General features: G+C 72.3%; 11 protein-coding genes. 1 reads left to right on the forward strand and 10 read right to left on the reverse strand.

What is annotated here, in order from left to right:
* Positions 1-401 precede the first annotated feature (401 nt).
* From proC to ACFC8N_RS38290, 6 genes are all read right to left on the reverse strand, one after another.
* Positions 402-1,214: a pyrroline-5-carboxylate reductase gene (gene proC, locus ACFC8N_RS38265; RefSeq protein WP_376293667.1), complete on the reverse strand. Its 813-nt coding sequence runs from the start codon at positions 1,212-1,214 to the stop codon at positions 402-404.
* Positions 1,215-1,278: 64 nt separating this feature from the next.
* The gene (locus ACFC8N_RS38270) at positions 1,279-2,064 is read right to left on the reverse strand and encodes an ABC transporter permease (RefSeq protein ID WP_356029384.1); all 786 of its coding nucleotides are present in this window, start codon (positions 2,062-2,064) and stop codon (positions 1,279-1,281) included.
* Between the two features lie 32 nt (positions 2,065-2,096).
* Complete coding sequence (locus tag ACFC8N_RS38275; RefSeq protein WP_376293669.1) at positions 2,097-2,864, reverse strand: ABC transporter ATP-binding protein; 768 nt, start codon at positions 2,862-2,864, stop codon at positions 2,097-2,099.
* A 48-nt stretch (positions 2,865-2,912) separates the two neighbouring features.
* Positions 2,913-3,692, reverse strand: a complete 780-nt coding sequence (locus ACFC8N_RS38280; RefSeq protein WP_376293671.1) for a class I SAM-dependent methyltransferase — start codon at positions 3,690-3,692, stop codon at positions 2,913-2,915.
* Between the two features lie 491 nt (positions 3,693-4,183).
* Positions 4,184-4,711: an EamA/RhaT family transporter gene (locus ACFC8N_RS38285; RefSeq protein ID WP_356029136.1), complete on the reverse strand. Its 528-nt coding sequence runs from the start codon at positions 4,709-4,711 to the stop codon at positions 4,184-4,186.
* Between the two features lie 73 nt (positions 4,712-4,784).
* A complete protein-coding gene (locus ACFC8N_RS38290; protein ID WP_376293674.1) occupies positions 4,785-5,102 on the reverse strand; it encodes an SH3 domain-containing protein in 318 nt (105 codons plus the stop codon).
* Positions 5,103-5,280: 178 nt separating this feature from the next.
* On the opposite strand from ACFC8N_RS38290, the gene ACFC8N_RS38295 reads away from it, so the two are divergent.
* Positions 5,281-7,428 carry a serine/threonine-protein kinase gene (locus ACFC8N_RS38295; RefSeq protein ID WP_376293677.1) on the forward strand — a complete coding sequence of 716 codons (2,148 nt, stop codon included), beginning with the start codon at positions 5,281-5,283 and terminating at the stop codon, positions 7,426-7,428.
* A gap of 96 nt (positions 7,429-7,524) precedes the next feature.
* Here the strand turns inward: ACFC8N_RS38295 and ilvD are convergent, their stop codons facing one another.
* The 4 genes from ilvD to ACFC8N_RS38315 all read right to left on the reverse strand — a co-directional run bounded on the left by ilvD (position 7,525) and on the right by ACFC8N_RS38315 (position 12,110).
* Positions 7,525-9,378 carry a dihydroxy-acid dehydratase gene (gene ilvD / locus ACFC8N_RS38300; RefSeq protein ID WP_356029141.1) on the reverse strand — a complete coding sequence of 618 codons (1,854 nt, stop codon included), beginning with the start codon at positions 9,376-9,378 and terminating at the stop codon, positions 7,525-7,527.
* Between the two features lie 146 nt (positions 9,379-9,524).
* On the reverse strand, positions 9,525-10,214 hold the full coding sequence (locus tag ACFC8N_RS38305; protein WP_376293680.1) for a TetR family transcriptional regulator: 690 nt from the start codon (positions 10,212-10,214) through the stop codon (positions 9,525-9,527).
* A complete protein-coding gene (locus ACFC8N_RS38310; RefSeq protein WP_356029145.1) occupies positions 10,211-11,023 on the reverse strand; it encodes a sugar phosphate isomerase/epimerase in 813 nt (270 codons plus the stop codon). The genes ACFC8N_RS38305 and ACFC8N_RS38310 overlap by 4 nt, the downstream gene beginning before the upstream one ends.
* A 154-nt stretch (positions 11,024-11,177) precedes the next feature.
* Positions 11,178-12,110 carry a Ppx/GppA phosphatase family protein gene (locus ACFC8N_RS38315; RefSeq protein WP_356029147.1) on the reverse strand — a complete coding sequence of 311 codons (933 nt, stop codon included), beginning with the start codon at positions 12,108-12,110 and terminating at the stop codon, positions 11,178-11,180.
* Between the last annotated feature and the right edge of the window lie 3 nt (positions 12,111-12,113).

Genomic DNA, 12,113 nt, shown 5'->3' on the forward strand with positions numbered 1-12,113 from the left:
ACTCTATCAGATCTTTTCTCGATCCGATTTCCTCGGTGCTTTCCAGGTTCCCGCTCCGCTTTCGCTTCGCGTTTCCCTTTCCGGCGGTTCCGACTCTATCAGATCCTTTCGGTGTCTGACTCCCAGTCAGGGGGGTTTGTCTTCCCGGCCGTTGGGCCGTTCCGACGAGTGAGACTTTAGCGGATTCCCTGCCCCCGAGCTAATCGGGGGCGTCGTCCTTTCGAACGCGGATTCCTCATTTCGCAAATGCGCACACCAAAACAGTCGGCGCCGAAGCGACGATGAGTGGTTGGGACTTGCGGAATGGCTGTCCGGGGACCGACCTGGATCGGCGCTCACGTCGGACAACTCGGAGAACAGTACGGATCGAGGTGAGGTGTGTCAACTCGCTGCCGCGAGGTTCAGTCCTTCTTGCCGGAGGCGAGTTCGCGGCTGCGGTCGCGGGCTGCTTCGAGGGCGGCGATGAGGGCGGCGCGGACGCCGTGGTTCTCCAGCTCGCGAATGGCGTTGATGGTCGTACCCGCCGGGGAGGTGACGTTCTCGCGGAGCTTGACCGGGTGCTCGCCGCTGTCGCGGAGCATCACGGCGGCGCCGATCGCGGACTGGACGATGAGGTCGTGGGCCTTGTCGCGGGGCAGGCCGAGCAGGATGCCGGCGTCGGTCATGGCCTCGACCAGGTAGAAGAAGTACGCCGGTCCCGAGCCGGACAGGGCCGTGCAGGCGTCCTGCTGGGACTCGGGGACGCGCAGCGTCTTGCCCACGGCTCCGAAGATCTCTTCGGCGTGGGAGAGATGGTCGGCGGTGGCGTGGCTGCCGGCGGAGATGACGGACATCGCCTCGTCGACGAGGGCGGGGGTGTTGGTCATGACGCGCACGACCGGCGTGCCCGCGACGAGCCGCTCCTCGAAGAAGGAAGTGGGGATGCCGGCGGCGCCGCTGATGATCAGGCGGTCGGCGGGGACGTGCGGGGCCAGTTCGTCCAGGAGGGTGCCCATGTCCTGCGGTTTGACCGTGAGGATCAGGGTGTCGGCGGTCTTGGCGGCCTCGGTGTTGGTGACCGGGTTGACTCCGTAGCGGGCGCGGAGTTCCTCGGCGCGTTCCGGGCGGCGGGCCGTGACCAGGAGGTCGGCGGGGGCCCAGCCGGCGCGGATCATTCCGCTGAGCAGGGCTTCGCCGATCTTGCCGGTGCCGAGGACTGCGACTTTCTGGCTCATGGGGGTCAGTCTGGCACCGGGGAGTGGCGGGTGGGGTGGCCGTCCGGTGGGCGGAACAGCGGGGTCACACCGTCCGTCGGCGTAGTGTCGCCGCCCCCAGGGCCAGGACCAGGAGTGCGCAGCCCGCGACGATCAGGACGTCCCGCACGAAGGTGGTCGTCATGTCGGTGTGGTGGAGGACCTGGTTCATGGCGTCGACGGCGTAGGACATGGGGAGGGCGTCGGAGACTGCCGTCAGGGCGGGGTGCATGGCGGAGCGGGGCGTGAACAGGCCGCAGAGGAGGAGCTGGGGGAAGATCACCGCCGGCATGAACTGGACCGCCTGGAACTCCGAGGCCGCGAACGCCGAGACGAAGAGGCCGAGGGCCGTGCCGAGCAGGGCGTCGAGGAGGGCCACCAGGAGGAGGAGCCAGGGCGAGCCCGTCACGTCCAGGCCCAGGAACCAGACGGCGAGGCCGGTGGCCAGGGCCGACTGGACGATCGCGAGGGCGCCGAAGGCGAGGGCGTAGCCGGCGATGAGGTCGGCCTTGCCCAGGGGCATGGCGAGGAGGCGTTCGAGGGTGCCGGAGGTGCGTTCGCGCAGGGTGGCGATGGACGTGACCAGGAACATCGTGATCAGCGGGAAGATGCCGAGCAGGGAGGCGCCGATGTTGTCGAAGGTGCGGGGGCTCGCGTCGAAGACGTAGCGCAGCAGGACCAGCATCAGGCAGGGGACGAGGATCATCAGCGCGATCGTGCGCGGGTCGTGGCGGAGCTGGTGCAGGACCCGGGCCGCGGTGGCGGTGGTGCGGGAGGCGTTGAGCGCGCCGGTGGGAGCCGCCGTGGGAGTGACAGGGGCGTTCGTGCTCATCGGGTTCGTCGGGTTCATCGGGCTCGTCGGGCTCATCGGGTCGGCTCCTGGGTGCGTGACGCCGCGGCGGCTTCGTCCACGAGGCGGAGGAAGGCCGCTTCGACGGTGTCCGTGCCGGTGCGGGTGCGCAGGGCGTCGGGGGTGTCGTCGGCGAGGATCTCGCCCTCGCGCATGAGCAGCAGGCGGTGGCAGCGCTCGGCCTCGTCCATGACGTGGGAGGAGACGAGGAGGGTGGTGCCGCGGGTGGCGGCGAGCTGGTGGAAGAGGTGCCACAGGTCGCGGCGGAGGACGGGGTCGAGGCCGACGGTCGGTTCGTCGAGGACGAGGAGTTCGGGGGCGCCGAGCAGGGCGACGGCGAGGGAGACCCGGCCGCGCTGGCCGCCGGAGAGGGCGCCGGCGACAGCGTCGGCGTGGCTGGTGAGGTCGACGTCGGTGATGGCCTGAGTGACGTGTGCGTGGCGCCGTTCGGCGGCGGCCCGGCCGGGGTCGAGGATCGCGGCGAAGTACTCCAGGTTCTGTCGGACGGTCAGGTCGTCGTAGACGGAGGGGGCCTGGGTGACGTAGCCGACGCGGCTGCGCAGCGCGGGGTGGCCGGCCGGGTGGCCGAGGACGTCCAGGGTGCCGGTGACCTTGGCCTGGGTGCCGACGACGGCGCGCATGAGGGTGGACTTGCCGCAGCCGGAGGGGCCGAGGAGGCCCGTGATCCGGCCGGGCGGGACGGTGAAGCGGAGCTGGTGCAGGACGGTGCGCCGGCCGCGGACGACGGTGAGGTCGTCGGCCCGGACCGCATTATTCATCATGTGATGAATAATTGGGCTGGGCGGCCGTGGAGTCAAGGGGCGTGGGAATCAGAGCCTGCGGGCGACGAGGAGGATGACGTCGTACGTCTCCTCGACCGTCCCGTCCGGGAAGACCTCCAGCAGATGGGCGCGCTCCTCCTCCAGGAAGGCGGTCCTGCGGTCCTCGGGCATCACCAGGAAGTCCGAGTGGCTGCCGATGTTGGCGAGGTGCGCGTCGATCGGGACGCGGCGGCTCCAGCGGACCTCCTCGCGGACGAAGTCCAGGCGCCCGCTGGGGTCGGCCAGGCCGGTGCTTCCCTGGGCCCGGCGCTTCTTGGCGGCGAAGTCCACGCCCAGCAGGCGGCCTTTGCGGTCGGCGGCCTCGCCGATCCAGTCGACGTCGAGGGCGTCGGTGTTCCACCACAGCGCCAGCGCGCCGCCCGGCCGCAGTACGCGCAGGACCTCCGGCACCGACCGGGTGGTGTCCGTCCAGTGCCAGGCCTGGGCGTAGGTGACGAAGTCGGCGTGGGCGCCGGCGACGGGGAGGGCGTTGCCGTTGCCGCGCACGATCGGGATGTGCGGCAGCCTGCGGCGGAACTCGGCGGCCATGCCCTCGCCGGGCTCGACCGCGAGGACGTCGGCGCCGCGGTCGTGCAGGAGGGCGGTGGAGATGCCGGTGCCGGCGCCGACGTCCACGACCTTGGCACCGGTGAGCGAGCGGCCGGCCACTTCCTCGACGGCGTCGAAGAGCGCGGGCGGGTAGGAGGGACGGTGCGCGGCGTACTGGGCGGCCGCGGCGTTGAAGGAGTGGGCGCGGAGGGCGTGTGAGGGGGAGGGCGTCGGGGTCATACGGCCATGGTGGTCGACGCGAGGGGCGGGTGCGGGGGGTTTTCAGGCTGGTGTGGAGAGCTCGGGCGGGGAGCGAGTGCGGGGGCGGGGCGGGCTGCGACACCCGGTCTGGGAGGGCGGCGGCGGTCAACGGGACGTATGAGGCGAAGCTCCACGCGGGCGCGTGCGACGTCCCGCCGGGTGGGCCCTCCGGGCCTGGGTGCGCCGCGGCGGTCAACGGCCCGCAGGGGCGAAGCCCCGCGCGCGGGCGGGTGCGCGTCGGGCCCGGGTGCGCCGTAGCCGACACCGGGACCCACGGGCCAAGCCCCTACGCGGGGCCGGTACGACGTCACGCCCGGGTGCGCCGCGGCGGGCGCCGTTCCGCAGGGCCGAAGCCTCGCCCGGGAGGGCGCAGTGGCGAAGCCCCGACGCGGGCGGGTGTGGCATCCGGCCGGGTGCGCCGTCGCGGGCGCCGGGGCTCAGGGGCCGAGCCGCACGCACGCGTTGGGGCTTTACTTGCGGCGTTTTTTCTTCGACGGGTTGCCGGTGCGGCGGGCGGTGCGGCGTTCGTGGGCTTCGCGGGCCGTGTCGTACTCCTCGCGGTGGAGCTTCTCGCCGGGGGCCTCGGTGAGGGAGCGGAAGAAGTAGGCGAGGAGAGAGCCGACGAAGCCGATGGCGAGGAGGCCGCGCAGGGAGGCCTGGCGTTGCGGGTCGTGCCGCTTGCCGAAGCCCTCCCAGGTGTTGCGGAAGGCGAGCGCGCTGCAGATCGCGAACATGGCGATGACCAGCACGGTCACGAAGGAGCCGGTGTCGGCGATGCGGATGCCGTCGTAGGCGAAGCGGAGCACCAGGCAGGAGGCGACGGCCGCGGCGAGGGAGCCGACGGCGACGCCGGCGCGGCGGGCCGCGTAGCCGTCGTCGTGGTTGACCCAGGAGGTGCCGAAGAAGCGCAGGGGCTCGGGGCGGGGGCCGCCGCCCTCGGCGGACGTACCGCCCGAGGAGCCCGCCGGGATGTCCGGGGTGCCGGTTTCGTCGCTCACAGGAACGATTATGGCGAACGGGTACGGCGCCGGGTGGGGGCGGGCTCCGGTGGGGTCAGCCGCGGCGACCCGCTCAGCCGCAGCGTGAGGCGACGTAGCCGCTGCTGCCGGTCTGGACGTAGGCGTCGGAGACGTATTCGCCGTTGTCGATGTTGTCCCAGATGTTCGTCGTGCCGTACGGACCGGAGACCGTCGTGCCCGGGGACTGGCAGAAGATCGGGACACGGGTGTTCTCGGGCAGCACGCGGACGATCCCGTAGCTGGTGCCCGGGCCGCTGCGGACGTTCAGACGAACACCCGGGGCGACCGCGTACGTGCGGACGGCCGCCTCCGCAGCCACCGCGCCGCTCCCGACGCCGCTCTCGGTCTCCTCGGCATTGTCAACAGCCATGTGAATCCTCCCCGTTGAGCCCATGGCCACCATGGGCGTCGGTCATCCCCGTGATCGAGCCGCAGCACAGGTGTGCGCGACTCGCGCGCGCAGGCTAGCAAGCCGCCTCTGTCTCGCACGAGTCATCGACTAGGCTCCGTGCGTCGCGCGCGCGGACGAAGAGCACGGGGGTGGTCCCATGGCGCCACGGAGAGACACGGGGGCCGGTGCGGAAGCGGAACTTCCCGAGTACGCCGGCCACTACCGCCTGGAGTCCTCGCTCGGGTCCGGTGGCATGGGTGTCGTCCATCTGGCGCGCAGCACCTCCGGGCTGAAGCTCGCGGTGAAGGTCGTACACGCCGAGTTCGCCAGGGATCCCGAGTTCAGGGGACGCTTCCGGCAGGAGGTGGCCGCGGCCCGGCGGGTGAGCGGTGCCTTCACCGCGCCCGTCGTCGATGCCGATCCGGAGGCCGAACGGCCGTGGATGGCCACCCTGTTCATCCCCGGTCCCACGCTCTCCGAGCACGTCAAGCGGAACGGGCCGATGCCGGCGGCGCAGTTGCGGCGGCTGATGGCCGGGCTCGCCGAGGCCCTGCGGGACATCCACCGGGTCGGCGTCGTGCACCGGGATCTGAAGCCGAGCAACGTGCTGCTGGCCGAGGACGGGCCCAAGGTCATCGACTTCGGCATCTCCCGGCCGAAGGACAGCGAACTGCGCACCGAGACCGGCAAGTTGATCGGTACGCCGCCCTTCATGGCGCCCGAGCAGTTCCGGCGGCCCCGGGAGGTGGGACCGGCGGCGGACATCTTCGCGCTGGGGTCGGTGCTGGTGCACGCGGCCACCGGGCGCGGGCCGTTCGACTCGGACAGCCCGTACGTCGTCGCCTATCAGGTGGTGCACGACGAGCCCGATCTGACCGGGGTGCCGGAGGGGATCGCCGCACTGGTGCTGCGCTGTCTGGCCAAGGAGCCCGAGGACCGGCCGACGCCCGACGAACTGATGCAGGAACTGCGGTCGGTGGCGGCCTCGTACGACACGCAGGCGTTCATACCGGCGCAGCGTACGGGCGGCTGGGCGGCGGACCCGCGGTCCCCTGCCGAGGAGCGGGCCGGTACCGAGGAGCGGGCCGGTGTCGAAGCGCGGTCCGCGCCGGCGGGCGGGAGGCGCGTCGGGCGGCGGGTCGGCAGGAGGGTGGCCGTGGGAGCCGGGGCGCTCGCGCTCGTCGTGGCCGCCGCACTGGCCTCGGTCCAGCTGATCGGGGGCACCGGTCCCCGGCCGGCCGGTACGAGCCCGCACACCAGGGCCGCCGCGTTCAGCTCCTGGCACACCGAGCCGGCGCCCGGGGCCACGGGGATGCCGCAGTGTGCGTACGGGGCGGGGACGGTGCTCTGCGCGCGGACCGGTGCCGCCTTCGCCCTCTCCCCCGGCGACGGAAAGCTCCTGTGGCGCCGCTCCACCGCTGCCGAGCCCGTCTGCGGACCACCGGTGCTCGCCGACTCCCTCGTGCAGTTCTGCACAGCCGGCGCCTCCCTGCTGACGGCACGCGACCCGCGCTCCGGCGACCAGGCGTGGAGTCGGCGTCTGCCGCGCGGAACGACGGTCCGGTACGCCGGCGCCACGGCCCTGATCGCGGGCGCCGACGGGACGGTCACCGGTGTGGACGGCAGGTCGGGCCGTACGACATGGCACCGGCGCCTGCCCGGCTTCAGCACGCCCTCCCTCGCCTCGTTCCCCGGGGATCCGGTGGCGTACGCGACCGGCCTGTCCCTGGACGGGACGCACACGCGCGTGGCCGCCGTGGACCCGGAGACCGGCGCGGTGCGGTGGGAGACGACGCTGAACGGGGTGTTGGAACCCGTGGGCAGCCAGGGCGGCTCCCTGTTCCTCCTGTCCGTCGACACGGCCTCCGCGGCCACGAACGCCGTGGTCCGCTACACCCCGGCCGCGAAGACGTCGCGTCGGGTGGCGCTGCCGGTCCCGCGCCTGTCACCGCAGGCCACCGCGTACGGCGACACGGTGTACCTGCTGTCCGCGGGTGGCGCGCTGGAGGCCGTCGACCTGGCCGCGGGCAAGCAGCTCTGGCATCTGGAGACGTCCGTCAGCCGTGGGTCGGCCCCGGTGTCCGACGGCGCGCATGTCTACTTCACCGCGGCCGACGGGCGTCTGCTGGCCGTCGACGCGCGCGGCGGGCGCCTCGTCGGGCAGACTCCGGCGCGGCTCGGCGCCGACGCGGGCGTGGTCACCGCAGACCTGCCGGCGCCTGTGGTCGTCGGCGGTCACGTCTACGCCGGTGCCCCCGACGGAACCGTGTTCGGGGTGGCCGCGCGCGATCCGGCCGGGTGGTGAGCCGTACCGGCATGCGAAGGGGCCGCCCCACCGGGAGCGGCCCCTTTTCCGTGTCCTGCGTACGCGGCCTTTCGTACGGGGCTCAGCCCGGCTCGGTCACGCCAGCTTGGTCACGTCGCGCACCGCGCCCCTGTCCGCGCTGGTCGCCATGGCGGCGTAGGCGCGCAGGGCGGCCGAGACCTTGCGTTCGCGGTTCCGGGGGGCGTAGGCGCCGTTCAACGCCTGCTCGCGGCGGGCCAGTTCGGCCTCGTCGACCAGCAGCTCGATGGTGCGGTTCGGGATGTCGATGCGGATGCGGTCGCCGTCCTGGACCAGGGCGATGGTGCCGCCGGAGGCCGCCTCGGGGGAGGCGTGGCCGATGGAGAGACCGGACGTGCCGCCGGAGAAGCGGCCGTCGGTGATCAGGGCGCAGGTCTTGCCGAGGCCGCGGCCCTTCAGGTACGAGGTCGGGTAGAGCATCTCCTGCATGCCGGGGCCGCCCTTGGGGCCCTCGTAGCGGATGACGACGACGTCGCCGTCCTTGACCTCGTGGGTGAGGATGCGCTGGACGGCCTCCTCCTGGGACTCGCAGACGACCGCCGGGCCCTCGAAGGTCCAGATCGACTCGTCCACGCCGGCCGTCTTCACCACGCAGCCGTCGACCGCGAGGTTGCCCTTGAGGACCGCGAGGCCGCCGTCCTTGGAGTACGCGTGCTCGGCGGAGCGGATGCAGCCGCCCTCGGCGTCGTCGTCCAGGGACTCCCAGCGCTCGGACTGCGAGAAGGCCTCGGCGGAGCGGACGCAGCCCGGGGCCGCGTGCCACAGCTCGACCGCCTCCGGGGAGGGCGAGCCGCCCCGGACGTCCCAGGTCTTCAGCCAGTCGGCCAGGGACGGGCTGTGGACCGCGTGCACGTCCTCGTTGAGCAGGCCCGCGCGGTGCAGCTCGCCGAGCAGGGCGGGGATGCCGCCGGCGCGGTGCACGTCCTCCATGTAGTACGTGCGGTTCTTCGCGACGTTGGGAGCCACCTTCGCCAGGCACGGCACCCGGCGCGAGACGGCGTCGATCTGCTCCAGGCCGAAGGGGACGCCCGCCTCCTGGGCGGCGGCCAGCAGGTGCAGGATCGTGTTGGTGGAGCCGCCCATCGCGATGTCCAGGGCCATGGCGTTCTCGAAGGCCTGGAAGGTGGCGACGTTGAGGGGGAGGACGGAGTCGTCGTCCTGCTCGTAGTAGCGGCGGGTGAGGTCCATGACCGTGCGCGCCGCGTCCTCGTAGAGGCGGCGGCGGGCGGTGTGGGTGGCGAGGACCGAGCCGTTGCCCGGGAGGGAGAGGCCGATGGCCTCGGTCAGGCAGTTCATCGAGTTGGCGGTGAACATGCCGGAACAGCTGCCGCAGGTCGGGCAGGCACTCTCCTCGATGCGGAGGATGTCCTCGTCGGAGATCTTGTCGTTGACGGCGTCGGAGATCGCGTCGACCAGGTCGAGCGTGCGGACCGTGCCGTCGACCAGCGTGGCCCGGCCGGACTCCATCGGGCCGCCGGAGACGAAGACGGTCGGGATGTTGAGGCGCAGGGCGGCCATCAGCATGCCCGGGGTGATCTTGTCGCAGTTGGAGATGCAGACCAGGGCGTCGGCGCAGTGGGCCTCCACCATGTACTCCACCGAGTCCGCGATCAGGTCGCGGGAGGGCAGGCTGTACAGCATGCCGCCGTGGCCCATGGCGATGCCGTCGTCGACCGCGATCGTGTTGAACTCGCGCGGGATGCCGCCCGCCTGCGTGATCGCCTCGCTGACGATCCGGCCGACCGGCTGGAGGTGGGTGTGGCCCGGCACGAACTCGGTGAACGAGTTCGCGACCGCGATGATCGGCTTCCGGCCGATGTCCGCACCGGGTACACCGGAGGCGCGCATCAGGGCGCGGGCGCCCGCCATGTTGCGGCCGTGGGTGACTGTGCGGGACCTCAGCTCGGGCATCGTCGCTCGCTCCTTCAGTGACCTTCTGGTTCTGCGTCCAGAGAGTGTCCAGAGAGTTCTGGCTGCCTATGAGCCTACGCCGACGCTCCAAGGGATGGACACGGTTGTCCGGAATACGGGACGCCCATTTCACCCGTCGGTGCGTCTCACCCGTTTGTGAGGTGGTGCTGTACGACGGGGGCGACGCGGGCGACGATCTGCTCCAGGTCCGCCGACGCCAGCGGTTCCAGCTTGATCACGTAGCGCATCATCGCCACGCCCACCAGCTGGGCGGCGGCCAGCTCGGCGCGCAGCTCCCGGTCCGGCAGGTCCACCTGGGCGGCGATCCGGCGCATCAGCTGGGTGGCGATCAGGCGGCGGAACACGGCGGCCGCGGTGTCGTTGTTGACGGCCGAGCGGAGGATGGCCAGCAGCGGGGTACGGGACGTGGGGTTCTCCCAGACGCCGAAGACGAAGCGGGTCAGCCGCTCCCCCATCCCCTCCAGGGAGCCGGCGGCCACCGCGTCGGGGGCGTTCAGCGCGGGCGCGAAGGCGACGGCGACGGCCGCCTCGAAGACCTGCTCCTTGGTGCCGAAGTAGTGGTGGACCAGCGCGGAGTCGACGCCGGCCGCCTTGGCGATGCCGCGGACGGAGGTCTTCTCGTAGCCGCGCTCGGAGAACTCCTCGCGGGCCGCGCCGAGGATGCGGTCGCGGGTGCCGGCGGACTCCGTGCGCGGGGGACGGCCCCGTCGGCGGGCGGGCGGTTCGTCCGCCGCGGAGGAGCCGGGGGGAGGTCCGGCGGAAGGGCCGGTGGGGGGCTCGGCCGGGGATCCCGCTGGGGGCTGCTTCTCGCTCATCGCCGGGGCACCCGTACCGCCGAGGCCAGGTGTTTGCGGGTGAAGGCCAGGGCCTCGGCGAGATCGGCCTCGCGCTCGGCGCCGGACATCGCCCGGCGGGTGTTGACCTCGATCACGACATGGCCGTCGAAACCGGAGAGGACGAGGTGTTCCAGCAGCTCGGCGCAGGGCTGGGTGCCGCGGCCGGGCACCAGGTGCTCGTCCTTGGCGGAGCCCCTGCCGTCGGCCAGGTGGACGTGGCCGAGCCGGTCGCCCATGCGGCCGACCATCTCCAGCGCGTCGGTACGGGCCGTCGCCGTGTGGCTGAGGTCGACCGTGAAGTGCCGGTAGTCGTGCTGGGTGACGTCCCAGTCGGGGGCGTACGCGAGCATCTCGCGGTCGCGGTAGCGCCACGGGTACATGTTCTCGACCGCGAACCGTACGTCCGTCTCGTCCGCCATCCGCCAGATCCCGTCGACGAAGTCGCGCGCGTACTGCCGCTGCCAGCGGAAGGGCGGGTGGACGACGACGGTGGAGGCACCCAGCTTCTCGGCGGCCGCCCGGGCCCGCTGGAGCTTGACCCAGGGGTCCGTCGACCAGACCCGCTGGGTGATCAGCAGACAGGGGGCGTGCACGGCCAGGACCGGGATGCCGTGGTAGTCCGACAGGCGGCGCAGCGCCTCGATGTCCTGGCTGACCGGGTCGGTCCACACCATGACCTCGACACCGTCGTACCCGAGGCGCGCGGCGATCTCGAAGGCCGTCGCCGTGGACTCCGGGTAGACGGAGGCTGTCGACAGCGCGACGGGGACGTCCCTTGGTTCGGCCACGTCGGTCACCTTACGGGGTTCGACCTTGAGGGTGCCGGGTGCCTGTTCGCCGTTGTGAGGTTTGCCATTCGGGCGGGTGCGGGTGTGTGGTGGGTTGCTCGCGCTCACGCGGCGGAGCCGCACATCGGCACAGCCCCGCGCCCCTCACGGGGCGCTATGCGGATCCCATGTGATCCAGGCGTCGCAGGATCACGCCCTCCCGCAGGGCCCACGGGCAGACCTCCAGGCTCTCCACGCCGAAGAGATCCATCGCGCCCTCGGCGACCAGGGCGCCCGCCAGCAGCTGGCCGGCGCGGCCCTCCGAGACTCCGGGCAGTTCGCCGCGCTGTTCCGCGGTCATGGAGGCCAGCCGGGGGACCCAGGCCTCCAGGGACTCGCGCTTGAGCTCGCGCTGGACGTAGAGGCCCTCGGCGCTGCGGGCGGCGCCGGCGATGCGGGCGAGCTGCTTGAAGGTCTTGGAGGTGGCGACCACGTGGTCGGGGGTGCCGAGGCGGCTGAATTCGCCGACGGAGCGGGCGATCTCCGTGCGCACATGGCGGCGCAGGGCGCGGATGTCCTCGGCGGCGGGCGGGTCGCCGGGCAGCCAGCCCGCGGTGAGCCGGCCGGCGCCGAGCGGCAGGGAGACGGCGGCGTCCGGCTCCTCGTCTATGCCGTAGGCGATCTCCAGGGAGCCCCCGCCGATGTCCAGGACCAGCAGCTTCCCCGCCGACCAGCCGAACCAGCGGCGTACGGCGAGGAAGGTGAGGCGGGCCTCCTCGGCGCCGCTGAGGACCTGGAGTCGTACGCCGGTCTCGGCCTCCACGCGCGCGAGGACGTCGTCGGCGTTGACCGCCTCGCGGACGGCGGAGGTCGCGAACGGCAGCAGGTCCTCGACGCCCTTGTCCTCGGCGGCCTGGAGGGCGTCCTGTACGACGGCGACGAGCCGGTGGATGCCGTCGTCGCCGATGGCACCGCTGTCGTCGAGGAGTTGGGCGAGCCGAAGGTCGGCCTTGTGCGAATGCGCGGGCAGCGGGCGCGCGCCGGGGTGGGCGTCCACCACCAGCAGATGCACCGTGTTCGAACCCACATCCAGGACACCGAGTCTCATATA

Origin of the sequence: Streptomyces sp. NPDC055966 (assembly GCF_042269865.1) — a bacterium.
GTDB lineage: Bacteria > Actinomycetota > Actinomycetes > Streptomycetales > Streptomycetaceae > Streptomyces.